We start from the raw sequence: 16151 nt of genomic DNA, 5'->3' as shown, positions 1-16151 counted from the left end.
TTGGCCGCTGATCGACGTCAGACTGCACGTTCCGGCATTATCAACCTGCTTTTGACCAAGTGATGGCTCCCGTTAGCGCCGATGGCGCTTTGCGGAGTATACTGGCCTGCAAAGTCACTGATTCAGGAGATTCATTATTAGAAGAACTGTTCCCCGGCTCACCAGGCCACGATTGTCCACTAGAATGGGTTGAATCCTCTTGGGGTAGCTCAGAAGGCTATAATACAAAAAGATCAGCTTTTTGGAGAATGGCTAACAAGATTTCGCAAAGTGTCAACCAGCTTGAAGATAATGAACTATGGGTATCTAAAATAGTATGGTCAAACTTGTATAAAGTTGCCCCAAGTGGTGGTGGGAACCCAAACGACAGTCTATGCGACTTACAGTTTAATGCCTGTAATGACCTTTTAAAGATTGAAGTTGAAGAGTTTCGGCCGAAGTACATCGTATTCTTAACTGGACAAGATTGGTTTAATGGTTTTTTGTCAGAAAATATATCTTTAAATTCTATAACAGATACGAAGTGGGTGGATGCACAAGGGATACTTGAATTGAATGGTTCAGTCTCAAAATTTGTTGTCGCTCAGCATCCTCAAGGTAAGCCTGAATCAGAGTTATTAAAAGAAATAGTTAATGCATTAGCAAAAGTTTAACAAGTGGCTGTTGGCGGACGTACCTACGCTACGCCGCAAAGCCAAGCGTTAATGGCCCGGCATTTGTGAGTTTTTGGCGGGTGCGGTGCAAAGGCCTTGGCACCGGGTTTGGTTGCAACGCTCGTTCACTCTGGTGATCGCCAAGGCCGGAAAATTCGCTGTCTGGTTTGGTTGCCACAATGGCCAGCAGTGTTGGTATTCATGGCGTGCCCCAGTCGTGGGGCCGTCCGTCTTAAACGGTAATCGGGCCGGTAGCCTTTGCGTTCTGGTTCCTTTCGTCATCCGTCGAGTTGGTGCAAGTTGTCCGGGAGAGGGCATGCGGCCTGGGTGTCAGGCTCAACCACGGTGGTGAACGGCCATTAACAAGGCGGTTAACCGGACGCCAAAAGCGTACCGCTTTTGGTTCCCTCCGCTGGCGCTCCGGCGCCGGTTACCTCAGCGTTATACACAAGGAATGTTCATAGATCATGGGAAGGAATCGCGGCCAAGGTGGGTCGATTGAAACAAGGTTGATCAGCCTTTTTGCATCGCTGTTTTTCTCTATCCCAACAGCAGCATTCGTCTGGCTCTGGGTCAATTTGGAGTTGGCCGTCTACTGGGATGGCTTTCTCAGCAGTCGTTACCTCATTTCCTGTATCTTGGTTTTTGCTGTGTTGGCGTTGCTGCTTCCACGACTTTTTCCGTCAATTCTCGGGGGTGTCTGGCGCGGTATAGCCAAGGTTTGGCATTGGTGGGGGTGGTAGTCTTATGTATAACCAATCGTTCAAGTTCGCTACCGGCCTGGCGGCCGTCCGCCGGACGCCTACTACGCTGCGCTCCGCAGGCGCCGCTTAACATTCAGCGTTAGAACTTAAAAAGGAACACCGAGTGAGTGACGTAGTTTTTTATGTTGGTCTTGGAATATTCATCATTGGCGGAATCGGTCTGCTAATTTCGGCTTTTAGAACAGGCATTTTTTGGGGGCTTGCAGTCTTTTTTATTGCACCAGTAGCGCTTATTTACCTGATCGTTCACTGGCAAGACGCTAAAGGCCCGTTCAAGCTACAAGTTTTCGGCGTTCTAATTATCGGGATCTTTGCTTATATGAACGGTGGCGTATCGTCCGTCACAGCCGCAACTTCTGATCTCACCAGTTTAAATTTTTCCGAGCCCGCAAGCTCAAGCTTTTCTAAACCTATGGTGTCCAATCAGAAATTCAGATGTGACGGGAGAACATATTGCTCTCAGATGACATCTTGTGCGGAAGCGACCTATTTTCTGAGGAATTGCCCCAATACGAAAATGGACGGAAATCATGACGGCGTCCCATGCGAGAGGCAGTGGTGCAATTAGCGGGCAGCGGTTCTAACAATCACAGGCACGGCGACGTCTACTACATTGCGGCTTTGCCTTCATTTCGCAGCCGCGCATGCTGTTGGCGTTATGTGTGAGGAGTATGGATGAGTCCTACAGTATTCCGAGAAAAAGGATATCGTTTCTTTTTCTTCTCGCGAGAGGAGTCTCGCATGCATGTTCATGTAGTATCGGGTGATGGCGAGGCAAAATTCTGGCTTGAACCAGATCTTGAGCTGTCCAAAAATTACGGATACAACCGGCAGCAACTGAAAGAAATCGAATTATTGGTGGAGGATCACCGAGATGAGCTTGTCAGCGCTTGGAAACAGCACTTCGGCAGTTGAGGTGACGAACATTTCTGCGCATGGCGTGTGGCTTCTGGCGCACGACCGAGAGTTTTTCATGCCCTACAACAGTTTTCCCTGGTTTAAGGAGCAGCCGGTCAGCGCAATTGTGAACGTTGAGGAACAATCTCCAGGCCACTTCTATTGGCCTGACCTTGATGTCGACCTGACGGAAGAAATTATAGAGCATCCCGAGAGGTTCCCGAACGTCGCTCACAGCACATAACCATCGCAGGCACGGCGACGTCTTTTCCATTGCGGCTTCGCCTCCATTCCGCAACCGCGCGTGCTTCGCGGCGTTATGTGGGGCGTTCGTCTTGACGTACGTACCCAAAGGCGTACACTTGGTGAAAAGTTGAACACACAAGAGGTGCGTCATGACCGGAATCACAGCAACTGAGGCGCGCAGCAACCTTTATCGGTTGATTGACGAGACCGCCGAGTCCCACCAACCAATCGTCATCATGGGTAAGCGGAACAAAGCTGTTCTGGTTTCCGAGGAAGACTGGTCTGCAATTCAGGAAACACTTTACCTGCTCTCCGTACCAGGTATGCGGGAGTCGATTCGTGAGGGGATGGATACCCCTGTAGATGAATGCGATGAGGAGCTGGACTGGTGACATGGAAGTTGGTTTACACCAAGCAAGCCCAGAAAGATGCAAAGAAGTTGGCCTCCAGCGGCCTCAAACCAAAAGCCCAGGAACTGTTAGCGCTGATAGCGGAAGATCCATACCGCAAGCCGCCTCCGATTGAGAAGCTCATTGGTGATCTTTCAGGGGCCTATTCACGCCGCATCAATATTCAGCATCGTCTGGTCTACCAAGTGCTCGAGGAGGAGCGAGTGGTGAAAGTTCTCAGGCTCTGGAGTCACTACGAATAAGGCATAGCCAGGCGCTGTTGCCGGACAAATTTTCCACCGCTTCGCGGCTCCAAAATTGGCGCAAAGCTTCGCGTTTTAGCTGTGATTGTCTCACTCGAAAAGTGATACTATAGTGTCACTAATAATTTGGATCAGGGTGAGCCCATGAAAGTTGAGCTGGTTACGAACCTCAAGCGCCAAGCCACAAAGATTCTGGCAGATCTGCACCTGACTAAAGAGCCGATACTGATCACGGAGCACGGTCAGCCATCCGCATACCTTGTTGATGTGCAAGATTACGAGTTTATGCAGCGCCGACTTGAGCTGCTTGAGGGGCTCTCACGAGGAGAGCTGGCTGTACTTGAGGGAAGAACGTACAGTCAAAGTGAGGCCAGGGAGAAAATGAGTAAATGGCTGAAGTAATCTGGACGGAGCCCGCCCTTCAAGAACTGGATGCGATCGCTGAGTACATTGCTCTGGATAATCCTGCAGCCGCAAGTCACCTGGTCCAAGAAGTTTTCGATAAGACCGGGCGTTTGGAAGATTTCCCCCAATCCGGACGGATTCCTCCAGAGCTCCCTGATTCAGTATACAGGGAGGTAGTGGTTCCTCCGTGTCGCATTTTTTATCGTGAGGATGATAAGCGAGTTCTCATTCTCTATGTCATGCGAGAGGAGCGACAGCTTCGGGCGTACATGCTTGGGAACAGCTAACCAGGCGCGGCACTCGGATGCCTTTTTCTCCGCTTCGCTAGGTCAAAGTCACCGGTGCGCCAGCACACTGCTGAGCCAGACCTTTCAGCGCCCCTTAAACAAAGACCCTAACAACCCCCGCAAAATGCTCCGGGTCATCTCCCGCCCTGCGGTGCGGGCCACGCTTTTTGCCATGGTTTCAAAAACGCCCTGGCGCGACGATGTTCTTGCTCGCGCCGGGGCTTTTCGTTTGCTGGTTGGCGCTTTGTACATCCGGCTGTCATCAAGCGCTGCCTGTTCGGCTTCCCTGGCGGCTTGTTCGGCTCGTTCTTTCAGTTTCTCGTAGGCCGATTCGCGGTCAATGGTGGTGTTGTACCTTGGGCCAAACTCGCTGGCATTGATGATTTGCCTGCGTTCTTCGGCCGTGGCCGGGCCCAGGCGGGAGGAGGGCGGTCGGATCAGGGTCTGGTCCACTATCGATGGCATGCCTTTGGCGTCCAGGGTGGATACCAGGGCTTCGCCGATACCCAGTTCGGTGATGACTTTTTCAGTATCCAGATTCGGGTTTTGCCGGAAGGTGGAGGCGGCAGAACGAACGGTTTTCTGGTCTCGGGGGGTAAAGGCTCTGAGTGCGTGTTGTACCCGGTTGCCCAGCTGGCCCAGCACGGTGTCCGGGATGTCTGTGGGGTTTTGGGAGACAAAATAAACGCCTACTCCCTTGGAGCGGATCAGCCGTACCACCTGTTCAACTTTCTGTAGAAGTGCTTTCGGGGCATCATCAAACAGCAGGTGCGCTTCGTCGAAAAAGAACACGAGTTTGGGTTTGTCGGGGTCGCCCACTTCCGGTAACTCTTCAAACAATTCGGCAAGCAACCAGAGCAGTATGGTGGCATACAGTCGTGGGCGTTGGATCAACTGGTCTGCTGCCAGCAGGTTAATGTGCCCGTGGCCTGCTGCGTCGCAACGCATGAGGTCGGCCAGTTCCAGTGCGGGTTCACCGAAAAACCGGTCTCCGCCTTCTTGCTCAAGTTGAAGTAACCGGCGCTGTATGGCGCCCACAGAGGATTTGCTGACGTTGCCGTAGATTGCCGTAAGCTCTTGTGACTGTTCGGCCACAAAGGTCATCAGGGCTCGCAGGTCTTTCAGGTCCAGCAGGGCCATGCCGTGCTCGTCCGCCACTTTGAATGCGATGTTCAGAACGCCCTCCTGGGTGTCGTTGAGTTCCAGCAGGCGAGACAGTAAAAGTGGCCCCATATCTGAAATGGTGGCCCGCATGGGGTGGCCTTCGGCGCCGAAGACATCCCAGAAAACCGTGGGGAAACCATGGAAGGTGTAGGGTTCAAGGCCGATCTTCTCCGCACGCTTGAGCAGCGCAGGCTTGGGCGTGCCGGGCTGGGAGATGCCAGACAAGTCGCCTTTTACATCGGCCATGAACACCGGCACACCCTGGGCGGAAAAACCTTCCGCCAGAATCTGCAGGGTGACGGTTTTGCCGGTACCTGTGGCGCCGGCAATCAGGCCATGACGGTTAGCACGGCTTAGCAGCAGGCTCTGAACGTGACTGCCATTGCCTATGAATACGAAATTTTCCGGCACCGGGTGCACCTCGTTGGTTATTGGACAAATTTGTTGGCGGTAATAAGGCAAGCTTAGCTTAAGATGTGTTTGTTGATGGAGGTACAAGAACTATCAGTATGGTCGATAAATGGAGTACACGGCGGAAGGGCGATTATGAGCTCCGGCTGACTCGTACGGTGAACACGCCCGGACGGCATTCGGTTGAGCTGTATCTTTTTATCCCGCCAGAAACCACGCTTTCTGCCAGAACGCTTTCAGAGCAGCAGTTCTTCTTCGGCTCTGTTGCCCACAGTTTTGGGTTGATGGGTTTGCAGGGTGGCGACAGGGCCGTCAAGAATGATGAGTCCTTTGCCCTGTTATCCCCGTACTTCGAGATTGCCAACAGTTCCTGGTTGCTTCGGTACAAGGCGTCCATGGGTCGGTTGCGAGGGCAATTGAACAATACCGACACGCCGGGCGAGACCATTGCGCGTGCCTTGCGACTCAGCCAGGCTTTCGCGCAACGCATGCGAGAGACTCAGCCCTCGCGGGACCGCCAGAAGCGGTATCTGCGCCAGATGGACATTTACTTTTCCTGGTTCGTGGAGCAGTTCTTTCTTGAATGCATGACCCGCGAAAGCTTTTCCGCACTGGACGAGGCGCTCCGCCAGAGCATTACGGATTTTCTCCAGCAGGAGCGAACCCATCGTAAAGAGCAGGATTACCTGCGTGATTTTCTGGGCACGCCTACCGCGCTTTGGAATCGAATGAGCCTCTACGACCGGTTACTGGAGTACCCCATCTCGCTGCGGCCAAAGGTTGCCGAACTCGGCTCCGGTACACGCAAGCTGGTGAAGGCTGCCACCACAATGTTCATCATGTCGATACTGACCTACATGCTGTTTAACGTGCGCAATGCCAGCGAAACGCTTTCCATCACGTTGTTGCTGGTTATCGCGCTGATGTACGGCGTTCGTGACATGGTGCGCGAAGACATGATCAACGTGATTACCCGCCGGTTACGCCGGGGCAAGCCCCGTTGGCGGATTCGCCTGCGAATGCCTTACACCAGGCAGCAGGTGGCCAGGCAGCTGGTGTGGGTGGATTATCGGAATCTCCAGGAGTTGCCGCAGGTGGTCGCCAGTGCCGTCGGACGCTCGGCCAACAACGATGATGCACAAGTTATCTGTTACCGCTCACTGCTCAAACCGGACAAAGACACGCTGGAACACGATGAAATCAGGGAGCGTATAACGCTGGATTTCGAAGCTCTGTGTGAAATGATCAAGGTAAGCCGGGATCGACTGTATGTGTGTGAGGAGGATGAGGAGTCCGGGTTTTCGGTACAGGTTCATCCGATCGAGAGGCAGCAGGACTTCCATTTATTGCTGGTGTCTGAGCAGCCGGGGCAGGGTCACTCAGCGGCCCAGCTGTGGCGCCTGCGGCTGGGTAACAGCGGCATTGTGCAGAGCAAAAGCAAGGATCCAAACTGGCCCAGCCCTGAAGAGCAGATGAAGCGCAGTTGGTGGGATCGGATAACGGCTGTGTTCAAGAAAAACTAGGTTGCGAAATCCCGGGCGGTGCCTGTGCGTTATCGCAGCCGAAATACCGCGTGCCCGCCGTCGTGCCGAAACAGGGCTGAGGCGGGTGTCCAGCCCAGGCTTGAGTTTGGTGGCATCAAAGCTGAGTACGTCGATCACCACTTCCGGGGCACTCGGGTCGCCCACCTACAGGATGGCTTCGCCGGCCTGGATCACACCTTCATTCCGGTGTAAGCCATTGTTTGTAGGGCCGAGTATAGTTCATGGGTGCTTTCCTGTGCCGGGTTCAGTTACAGTCATGCCACGCATCTTTCAACGTAAAGGGGAGAAACAACTGATGAGCGATCCGACCTACACGCCACCGAAAGTCTGGAAATGGGAGCAGGGTAACGGCGGCAGGTTTGCCAGCATCAACCGCCCGATTGCCGGTGCCACACACGATAAAGACCTGCCGGTGGGCGAGCATCCGTTCCAGCTGTATTCCCTGGCAACGCCCAACGGCGTTAAAGCCACCATCATGTTTGAGGAATTGCTGGAGAAAGGCATCAAGGAAGCGGAATACGATGCCTGGCTGATCCAGATTATGGAAGGTGACCAGTTCAGTAGCGGTTTTGTGGAGGTTAACCCCAACTCCAAGATCCCCGCGTTACTGGATCGCAGTGAAGACCCGGCCGTGCGGGTATTCGAATCCGGTTCTATCCTGTTCTATCTGGCGGAGAAGTTTGGTGCCTTCCTGCCAACGGACCGTGCCCGGCGTGCAGAAACCATGAACTGGCTGTTCTGGCAGATGGCCAGCGCACCGATTCTGGGTGGTGGATTCGGGCATTTCTATGCCTATGCCCCGGAAAAATACGAGTACCCCATCAACCGCTACACCATGGAGGTGAAGCGCCAGCTGGATGTGCTGGATCGGCAGCTGGCGGATAACCAGTACATCGCCGGTGACGAGTACACCATCGCCGATATGGCGGTGTGGCCCTGGTATGGCTCGCTGGTGAAGAATACCGTGTATGAGGCCGCCGAATTCCTGGAAGCCCATACTTATACTAACGTACTGCGCTGGACGAATGAACTGGCCAAGCGCCCGGCAGTGCAGCGTGGCCGCATGGTGAACCGTGCCTGGGGCGAGTTGTCCTCCCAGCTGCACGAGCGCCACGATGCGAGCGATTTTGACTTACGCACCCAGGATAAACTCGAAGGCAAGCAATCTTAAGGAGCAAGAATGGCTGTACCTGCGGCGTTAACCGAGGACCAGATTTACCACCGCTGTCCGCCTGAAAAGCTGGATTTCGACACCACGGATGCACTGGAAGACCTGGAATTGCCGTTCGGGCAGGACCGGGTGCTCCGGGCACTGGAGTTCGGAGCCAGTATGGCCGCCAGTGGCTTCAACCTGTTTGTGCTGGGCCCCTCGGGCGCCGGCAAGCATGAACTGGTAAAGCGTTTTCTGGCCACCCACGCCGCAGGCAAGCCGGTGCCGTGTGACTGGTGCCATGTTTTTAACTTTCAGCAGTCAGACAAACCTGGCGCTATCGAGTTGCCGCCGGGCGAGGGTCGCAAGTTCAAAAGCGACATGAACGACCTGGCCAACGAGCTGAAAACGGCTATTCCCGCTACCTTCGAGAGCGAGGAATACCAGGCCCGGATTCAGGAGCTTCAGGAAGAGGTCACCCGGCGGCAGCAAAAAGGCCTGTTTGCCATCCAGGAAGAGGCAAACGCCAACAATATTGCCATGATCACCACGCCGGCCGGCTTTACCTTTGCGCCCATGCGCAATGGCGAAGTCATCGAGCCCGAGGAATACAAGAAATTCTCTGATGAAGAGAAGGAGCTTGTCGAAGCCAAGGTGGAAGACCTGCAGAAGAAGCTGCAGCAGGCGATTCAGCAGGTTCCCCGGTTGCGCAAGGAAGTGCGGGAACGGATACATCAGCTCAATGAAGAGATGGTGCAGCTCACGCTTGGCGGCCCCATTGGCGAACTGCGTGAGAAATGGAGCCATGTTCCGGCGGTGGTCGCCCACCTGGATTCGGTGCGGGAAGACGTGGCGGAGCACGCTGAGGCCTTCCAGGATAACGAGAACGGTGCGCCTGCCGGGTTGCTGAACCGGTATCGGGTGAACCTGCTGGTCGACAATGCAGAAACCCGGGGCGCACCGGTGGTCTATGAAGACCTGCCCAACCATCAACACCTGACCGGGCAGATCGAACACCGGGCCCACCAGGGCAACCTGTACACAGATTTCACCCTGATCCGTGCCGGCTCTTTGCACCGGGCTAATGGTGGTTACCTGATCCTGGATGCCCGCCGCATCCTCACCCAGCCACTGGCCTGGGAGAGCCTGAAGCGGATTCTGTTCTCCGGTGAAATCCGCATTGAGTCGCTGGAGCGTTTGTATGGCCTGGCGACCACCGTCAGCCAGCAGCCAGAGCCGATCCCCCTGAACGTGAAGGTGGTTCTGGTGGGTGACCGGATGTTGTATTACCTGTTGTCCCACTACGACCCGGATTTCCTGGACCTGTTCAAGGTGGAAGCCGATTTTGAAGACGACCTGGACCGAGACGACCAGAGCTATCCGCTGTATGCCCGGGTGATTGCCACCATGGCGCGGTCGTCAGGTATCCGTGCGCTGGACCGTGCGGCCGTGGCCCGGGTAATCGAGCACGCCAGCCGGCTGGCCAGTGACCAGAAAAAACTCACCGCCCATGACCGGGTGTTGAAGGACCTGCTCAGCGAGGCCGACCACTGGGCTTCCCAGGCCGGCAGCGCCCGCATTGAAGTGGTTCACGTGCAGCAGGCCATTGATGAGCGGGAATACCGGGCCAGCCGTATCCGTGAGCGCAGCCTGGAGCAGATTCGCCGGGGCGTGATGATGATTGCCACCGAAGGCGAACAGGCAGCACAGATCAATGGGCTGTCGGTTCTGCAGATTGGCGCTACCCGCTTCGGCCAGCCCACCCGCATAACCGCGACGGCCCGCCCCGGCAAAGGCCAGGTGGTGGATATCGAGCGGGAAGCCAAGCTTGGCGGGCCCATTCACAGCAAGGCGGTGATGATCCTGTCCCGCTTCCTGGCCAACCGCTATGCGCCGATGGGTGAGTTGTCGCTGTCGGCCAGCCTGGCTTTTGAGCAGTCTTACGGTGGTGTGGAGGGGGATTCGGCGTCGGTGGCGGAAACCTGCGTGTTGCTGTCGGCGATTACCGGCGTTCCCCTGAAGCAATCACTGGCCGTAACCGGTTCCATGAACCAGCACGGCGAGGTTCAGGCCGTGGGCGGTGTAAACGAAAAAATCGAAGGCTTCTTCAATGTGTGCACACAGGCCAAGGGCGTCAACGGCCATGGCGCCCTGTTGCCGGCCAGCAACGTGGAACACCTGATGCTCAATGAACAGGTTCGTGACGCCGTGCGGGAAGGACGGTTCACTATCTATCCGCTCAGCCACATCGACCAGGCCATTGAGCTGATGACCGGTATGGAAGCCGGTGTTCCCGATGCTGATGGCGTTTACCCGGAGAACACGTTCAACCGGCTGGTGGCGGATCGGCTGGCGGAGTTTGCCGAAGTTGGCAAGAAGAAAGGCGACGGCAAGGAGAACGGCAACGGAGGCAATGGCAATGGCAACAACAGCGACGACTGACAAACCGGACGCACCAGCGGGCCGGGTATTGATCTTGCTGGATGGCTCGCGCCTGAGCCTTGCCGCGCTGGAAGCCGCCGCAGAGATTGCTTCGGCCCGTAATGCAGAGGTTCTGGGCATCTTTGTGGAAGAAGTTAACCTGCTGCGCACGGCGGGGTACGGCTTTGCCCGGGAAGTGGGCGGCAGTTCCGGCCTGGCCCGCCCGTTGGATTCAGCTGCAATCGAGGCCCGCATGCAGGCACTGGCCGAGGCGGCCCGCCGTTCATTACAACAGGCGATGGCTCGTCGCGGCCTGGCCCAGACCCTGAAGCTGTGCCGGGGCCGTGTAGCGGAAGAGGTTCTGAACCTGGTGCAGCCGCAAGACCTGGTGGTGTTGGGTCGGGTTGGCTGGTCCGGTATTCCCGGAGCCCGCCTGGGTTCAACGGCCCGGGTTCTGCTTCGGCAGGCGCCGGGCGATGTGCTTCTGTGGGCGGAGCCCCGAGTGCAGCGCCAGAACCGCGTGGTGGTTCTGCTCAACCATGACCAGGGTGCCAATCACCGGGCAGTGCTTGTGGGGGCCGAGCTGGCGCGGCGCAGTCATCAACCGTTGAGCGTGTTACTGCGTACCGGTTCCGAGATAGATCAGTCGGTAGCCGAAGATATCCTGGCGTACCTGCAGAGTGAGGGCATTGCGGCGCGGGTTCGGCAGATACCGGCCGCCAGTGCCGGTGCTGCCGTGCGGGCCATGCAGGAGGAGGGGGCCAGCCAGCTGGTGGTCAGCCGCAGCTGCAGCCTGTTCGCCGATCAGGGCGCGGAAGCCCTGTTGTCGGCCCTGAACCTGCCGGTTACGGTAACGCCCTGACCGGATGTGCGGCGCTCAGGCAATCTTGCGATTGCCGGCGTCGTTCAGTACCTGTTCGATTTCCTCGGATTCCATGGTTTCCCGCTCCATCACCGCCTTGGCCAGGGCATCCAGTTCTTTGCGGTGCTCAGTCAGAAAGGCGACGGTAAAACGCTCCAGGTCCATCAGCTGGGTCTGGATTTCGGAATCGATCATTTCGGCAAGCTTTTCGCTGTATTCCCGGGGTGCGCCCATTTCGCGGCCGAGGAATACATGCTCTTCACCAATGCCAAGCCCCAGGGGCCCCACCTTTTCGCTCATACCCCACTGGCCGATCATCCGGCGCAACAGTTTGGTGGCTTCTTTCAGGTCGTTCTGGGCACCGGTGCTGACTTCCCCGTAAATGATTTTCTCCGCAGAGCGGCCACCCAGCATCACTTTGATGCGATCCCGAAGGTAGCTTTCGGTGTAGTTGTATTTGTCTTCCCGGGGAGTCTGTTCAGTAACGCCCATGGCCATGCCATGGGGGATGATGGTCACCTTGGTAAGCGGGTCGGCTTTGGGCATGTAATACGCCATCAGCGCGTGGCCACATTCGTGGTAGGCCACCACTTCACGTTCCTCCGGGGTCAGCTGGGCGTCCCGCTCTTCGCCCAGGATGGTTCTGTCGCGGGCTACTTCGAAGCAGTGCGCGGTGACCTCATCCCGGTTTTCCCGGGCTGCGGTCAGGGCCGCTTCGTTCACCAGGTTCTTCAGGTCCGCGCCGGAAAATCCGGTGGTGCGGGCGGCCAGTTGTGCCAGATTTACGTCGCCGGCCAGGGGCACCTTGCGCACGTGGACTTTCAGGATGGCTTCCCGGGCATCTTTGTGGGGGCGGTCCAGGGTGATTTTCCGGTCAAACCGCCCGGGGCGCAGCAGGGCGCTGTCGAGCACATCCGGACGGTTGGTCGCTGCCAGCACCAGGACGTTCTCGTGGGCCTCGAAACCGTCCATTTCGGTCAGGATCTGGTTCAGGGTCTGCTCCCGCTCATCATGGCCGCCACCGAGGCCTGCACCCCGGGAGCGACCGATGGCGTCCAGTTCGTCGATAAAGATCAGGGCAGGGGCTTCCTTGCGGGCGTTCTGGAACATATCCCGCACCCGGGCGGCACCCACGCCCACGAACATCTCGATGAATTCCGAGGCACTGATGCTGAAGAACGGCACTTCGGCTTCGCCGGCAATGGCCCGGGCCAGCAGGGTTTTACCGGTGCCGGGCGGGCCCACCAGCAATACGCCCTTGGGCATAACGGCGCCCAGCCGGCGGTATTTCTCCGGGGTTTTCAGGAAGTTGATAATCTCGGAGATGTCCCGCTTGGCCGACTCGATGCCTGCTACGTCATCCAGCGTGGTGGTGGAGGCTTCCTTGCGGGCCCTGCGGGCCTTTGACTTGGCATAGTCGAAGGGGCTGTTGCCGTCGGTCATGCGTTTCTGGGCCGCGCCCCAGAACCAGAACATCAGTGCCAGCAGCAATATCCAGGGCAGGAACCCGAGAATCAGCTCCTGCCACCAGGGCCTGCCAGAGCGGGCTCCGCGAATGGTGACTTCCTGCCGTTCCAGCAAGGCCAGCAGCTCCGTGTCTTCAACTGGCGGGCGCACGGTGATAAAGCTGCGCGACGCCGGGCCGGTATCAGAGCTTAACTGGCTGCTGCCGGAGTCTGTAAACTGGCCACGGATTTCCTCGTTTTGCAGAGTCACTTCCGAGACCTGGCCACTCAACACGGCTTCCTTGAACTCGGAGTAGGCCAGTTCCTGTTGTTGCGGCTGGCCGCTGTCCTGTAGCCACAGGAACATCAGGAAGATGGCCGCGCTTAACCATAAAAATGACAGCTGGTTAGGTGCGGCCGGTGGTGGCGTCTGGTCTTGTCCTTGCTTTTCAGGTTCCATTACTACGTTCCTGTCTGATTAGAAGCCCATGGCGGATGAAGTGCTTCGCCTGGGGTCGGCGCCGCCAAACAGGGTGCCGTCTTCGCCGATCATGATGCTTTGAATGGCGCCCATGGCGGTACTGGTATTCACCACATGGCCCCGGGACTCAAGCAATTCGATAGTGTCCTGGCTGATACCCTGTTCGATGCGAATCTCATCTGGCAGCCACTGATGGTGCATGCGCGGGGCGCTGACGGCGGTCTGTATGTTCATATTATGGTCGATCACATTCATCACTACCTGCAAGGTGGTGGTGATAATACGAGAGCCGCCCGGGCTGCCGGTGACCAGAACATTCTTGCCGTCTTTACGCACGATAGTGGGCGACATGGAGCTGAGCATACGCTTGCCCGGTTCAATCTTGTTGGCTTCGCCACCAATCAGGCCGTAGGCGTTGGCAGCGCCCGGCTTGGCGCTGAAGTCGTCCATTTCATTGTTCAGCAGAAAGCCTGCGCCGGCCACGGTGATGCCGGAGCCGTAGCTGAAATTGATGGTGTATGTGTTGGATACGGCATTGCCCCAACGGTCCACCACCGAGAAGTGGGTGGTTTCCGGGCTTTCAAATACCGCGGGCTGGCCGGGCTTGATCTCGAGGGACGGGCGGGCCTTGTCCGGGGCAATGCCTTTGCGCAGTTCTGCGGCGTAGTCTTTGCTGGTCAGCCCGGCCAGGGGCACCTCCACAAAGTCCGTGTCGCCCAGGTATTCGGCCCGGTCGGCGTAGGCCAGCTTCATGGCTTCTGCCATGTGGTGCAGGGTGTTGGCGGAGTTGTGCCCCCATTCGCCAATGGGGAAGTGCTCAAGAATATTCAGGATCTGGACGATGTGGGTGCCGCCGGAAGAGGGCGGTGACATGGAGAAAATATCGTATCCCCGGTAATTACCCTGCACCGGCTGGCGGACCGCGGGCTGATAGCTGGCCAGGTCTTCCAGGGTAATCAGCCCTTCGCCGCGCTGCATTTCTTCCACAATCAGCCGGGCGGTTTCGCCCTGGTAAAAGCCCTCGATGCCCTGATCAGCAATGCGTTGAAGGGTAGCGGCCAGCTCCGGCTGCCTGAACGTTTCCCCCGGCTGCGGTGCGGAGCCGTCTTCCTTATAGAAGGTATCGCGGGTGGCGGGCCAGCGTTGCAGGCGATCCCGCGCCTGTTCCAGCCCCTCGGTAAACCGGTGTGGAACCACAAAGCCGTCCCTGGCCAGGCGAATGGCCGGCGCCAGGGCTTCTTTCAGCGACAGGGTGCCATGGCGTTCAAGGGCCATGGCCAGGCCAGCCACGGTGCCGGGAACGCCCGCGGCTTTATGGCTGAACCGGCTGCGCTCGTTCACCACATTGCCGTCTTCATCCTGGAACATGGTTTCGGTAGCGGCCGCCGGCGCGGTTTCCCGGTAGTCGATGGCTTCCGGTGCGGAGCCATCGCCCGGTGCGTAGAGCAGAAAGCCGCCACCACCGATGTTGCCGGAGCGGGGCTGGGTGACAGCCAGGGCAAAGCCGGCGGTTACCGCAGCATCTGCGGCGTTACCACCGTTCTTGAGAACCTGCAGGGCCACTTCCGAGGCCAGTGTGTGGCTGGTGGCCACCATGCCCTGGGTGCCTTGAACGGGATGAAAGCGCTCGCCTTCCAGAATGGCCTGGTTGCTGGCTGCCGCAGCAGTGGTTGCAACTGCGAACAAGCTTGCGGCTGTAAGGCGCCACAGGCCCCTCAGAGGGATTTTCTTTAAAAGGCTGTGGTTGACTCTGTCCATGCGCTCACTCCTCGTTTCTGGCTTTCAGATAGGCTATCATAGCCGGTCATTTTTAACGGTGCGTTCCGATCGTTTGCCGCAAACTTTGTTTTGCCGGTTCCCTGTCGCACCCGCTTTCCCGGATTCAAGTTAAGGAAAGGCTTCATGGAGCATACCTATCGTCTTGTTATTTCCTGCCCGGACCGGGTAGGGATTGTTGCCAAGGTGAGTAATTTCCTGTCCACCTACAATGGCTGGATTACCGAGGCGAGCCACCACTCAGATACCCAGTCCGGCTGGTTCTTCATGCGGCACGAGATCAAGGCCGAATCGATTCCGTTCGGGCTGGACCAGTTCCGCGCAGCCTTCGAACCGATTGCCCGCGAGTTCAACATGAACTGGCACATTGCCGATTCTGCCCGCCCCAAGCGGGTGATCCTGATGTGCAGCAAGGAATCCCACTGCCTGGCCGACCTGTTACACCGCTGGCACAGCAAGGAACTCAACTGCGAAATCGTGGCGGTTATCTCGAACCACGATGACCTGCGCCGGATGGTGGAATGGCATGACATTCCCTACCACCACGTGCCGGTGAGCAAGGAAAACAAGGCCGAAGCCTTTGCCCACATTGAAGAGCTGTTCGCACAGTACGAAACCGATGTGGTGGTTCTGGCCCGTTACATGCAAATCCTGCCGGCTGCCCTTTGTGAAAAGTATGCGGGCAAGGTGATCAATATCCACCACAGCTTCCTGCCGTCTTTCGCTGGTGCCCGGCCATACCACCAGGCTTATAGCCGTGGTGTGAAGCTGATTGGTGCAACCTGCCACTACGTAACCCAGGATCTTGATGAAGGCCCGATCATCGAGCAGGACGTTATTCGTATCAGCCATCGCGACTCCATCGAAGACATGGTTCGCCTGGGTAAGGATGTTGAGAAGAACGTACTGGCCCGCGGGCTCCGGTCGCATGTTGAAGACCGCGTGATTACCTATGAAAACAAGACCGTAGTGTTTGATTAAGGCTTTACCACA

Annotated in this window: 16 protein-coding genes; 13 read left to right on the top strand and 3 right to left on the bottom strand. The window is 57.1% G+C overall.

The features are described 5' to 3' along the window. Nucleotides 1-62: 62 nt before the first annotated feature. The 8 genes from LWH94_RS05460 to LWH94_RS05425 all read left to right on the top strand — a co-directional run bounded on the left by LWH94_RS05460 (nt 63) and on the right by LWH94_RS05425 (nt 3904). Entirely contained in the window at nt 63-653 is a 591-nt protein-coding gene (locus LWH94_RS05460) for a hypothetical protein (RefSeq protein ID WP_232901491.1), read from the top strand. Nucleotides 654-1520: 867 nt separating this feature from the next. Beyond that, entirely contained in the window at nt 1521-1985 is a 465-nt protein-coding gene (locus tag LWH94_RS19590; protein ID WP_022993457.1) for an excalibur calcium-binding domain-containing protein, read from the top strand. Nucleotides 1986-2092: 107 nt separating this feature from the next. Then, nucleotides 2093-2332, top strand: a complete 240-nt coding sequence (locus tag LWH94_RS05450) for a DUF4160 domain-containing protein (protein WP_081697604.1) — start codon at nt 2093-2095, stop codon at nt 2330-2332. Next, nucleotides 2292-2558, top strand: a complete 267-nt coding sequence (locus LWH94_RS05445) for a DUF2442 domain-containing protein (RefSeq protein ID WP_058340468.1) — start codon at nt 2292-2294, stop codon at nt 2556-2558. Before LWH94_RS05450 ends, LWH94_RS05445 begins: the two co-directional genes overlap by 41 nt. Before the next feature lie 151 nt (nt 2559-2709). Continuing rightward, nucleotides 2710-2952, top strand: a complete 243-nt coding sequence (locus tag LWH94_RS05440; protein WP_058092928.1) for a type II toxin-antitoxin system Phd/YefM family antitoxin — start codon at nt 2710-2712, stop codon at nt 2950-2952. Next, nucleotides 2949-3212, top strand: coding sequence for a Txe/YoeB family addiction module toxin (locus LWH94_RS05435; protein WP_199457280.1), 264 nt, complete (start codon nt 2949-2951; stop codon nt 3210-3212). Before LWH94_RS05440 ends, LWH94_RS05435 begins: the two co-directional genes overlap by 4 nt. Before the next feature lie 144 nt (nt 3213-3356). Next, complete coding sequence (locus LWH94_RS05430; protein WP_022990007.1) at nt 3357-3614, top strand: type II toxin-antitoxin system Phd/YefM family antitoxin; 258 nt, start codon at nt 3357-3359, stop codon at nt 3612-3614. After that, nucleotides 3602-3904, top strand: coding sequence for a type II toxin-antitoxin system RelE/ParE family toxin (locus LWH94_RS05425; RefSeq protein WP_058340470.1), 303 nt, complete (start codon nt 3602-3604; stop codon nt 3902-3904). Before LWH94_RS05430 ends, LWH94_RS05425 begins: the two co-directional genes overlap by 13 nt. 84 nt (nt 3905-3988) lie before the next feature. On the opposite strand, the gene LWH94_RS05420 is transcribed toward LWH94_RS05425, so the two are convergent. Beyond that, entirely contained in the window at nt 3989-5479 is a 1491-nt protein-coding gene (locus LWH94_RS05420; RefSeq protein WP_232901490.1) for a helicase HerA-like domain-containing protein, read from the bottom strand. A 98-nt stretch (nt 5480-5577) separates the two neighbouring features. Between LWH94_RS05420 and LWH94_RS05415 the strand changes: the two genes are divergently transcribed. From LWH94_RS05415 to LWH94_RS05400, 4 genes are all read left to right on the top strand, one after another. Beyond that, entirely contained in the window at nt 5578-7002 is a 1425-nt protein-coding gene (locus tag LWH94_RS05415) for a hypothetical protein (protein ID WP_232901489.1), read from the top strand. A 316-nt stretch (nt 7003-7318) separates the two neighbouring features. Further along, nucleotides 7319-8194 carry a glutathione-dependent disulfide-bond oxidoreductase gene (gene yghU / locus LWH94_RS05410; RefSeq protein WP_022990012.1) on the top strand — a complete coding sequence of 292 codons (876 nt, stop codon included), beginning with the start codon at nt 7319-7321 and terminating at the stop codon, nt 8192-8194. 9 nt (nt 8195-8203) lie between these two features. Next, nucleotides 8204-10615, top strand: coding sequence for a Lon protease family protein (locus tag LWH94_RS05405; protein ID WP_232901488.1), 2412 nt, complete (start codon nt 8204-8206; stop codon nt 10613-10615). After that, entirely contained in the window at nt 10593-11456 is an 864-nt protein-coding gene (locus tag LWH94_RS05400) for a universal stress protein (RefSeq protein WP_232901487.1), read from the top strand. The genes LWH94_RS05405 and LWH94_RS05400 overlap by 23 nt, the downstream gene beginning before the upstream one ends. A 15-nt stretch (nt 11457-11471) precedes the next feature. On the opposite strand, the gene ftsH is transcribed toward LWH94_RS05400, so the two are convergent. Both ftsH and ggt read right to left on the bottom strand, forming a co-directional pair. Beyond that, nucleotides 11472-13361 carry an ATP-dependent zinc metalloprotease FtsH gene (ftsH, locus tag LWH94_RS05395; RefSeq protein ID WP_232901486.1) on the bottom strand — a complete coding sequence of 630 codons (1890 nt, stop codon included), beginning with the start codon at nt 13359-13361 and terminating at the stop codon, nt 11472-11474. 18 nt (nt 13362-13379) lie between these two features. Beyond that, on the bottom strand, nt 13380-15140 hold the full coding sequence (ggt, locus tag LWH94_RS05390) for a gamma-glutamyltransferase (RefSeq protein WP_232901485.1): 1761 nt from the start codon (nt 15138-15140) through the stop codon (nt 13380-13382). A gap of 144 nt (nt 15141-15284) precedes the next feature. Between ggt and purU the strand changes: the two genes are divergently transcribed. Then, on the top strand, nt 15285-16139 hold the full coding sequence (gene purU, locus LWH94_RS05385; protein ID WP_022990017.1) for a formyltetrahydrofolate deformylase: 855 nt from the start codon (nt 15285-15287) through the stop codon (nt 16137-16139). Nucleotides 16140-16151 lie beyond the last annotated feature (12 nt).

The organism is Marinobacter sp. G11, from assembly GCF_021282325.1.
GTDB lineage: Bacteria > Pseudomonadota > Gammaproteobacteria > Pseudomonadales > Oleiphilaceae > Marinobacter > Marinobacter vinifirmus.
This window is presented reverse-complemented; position numbering and strand designations above follow the sequence as displayed.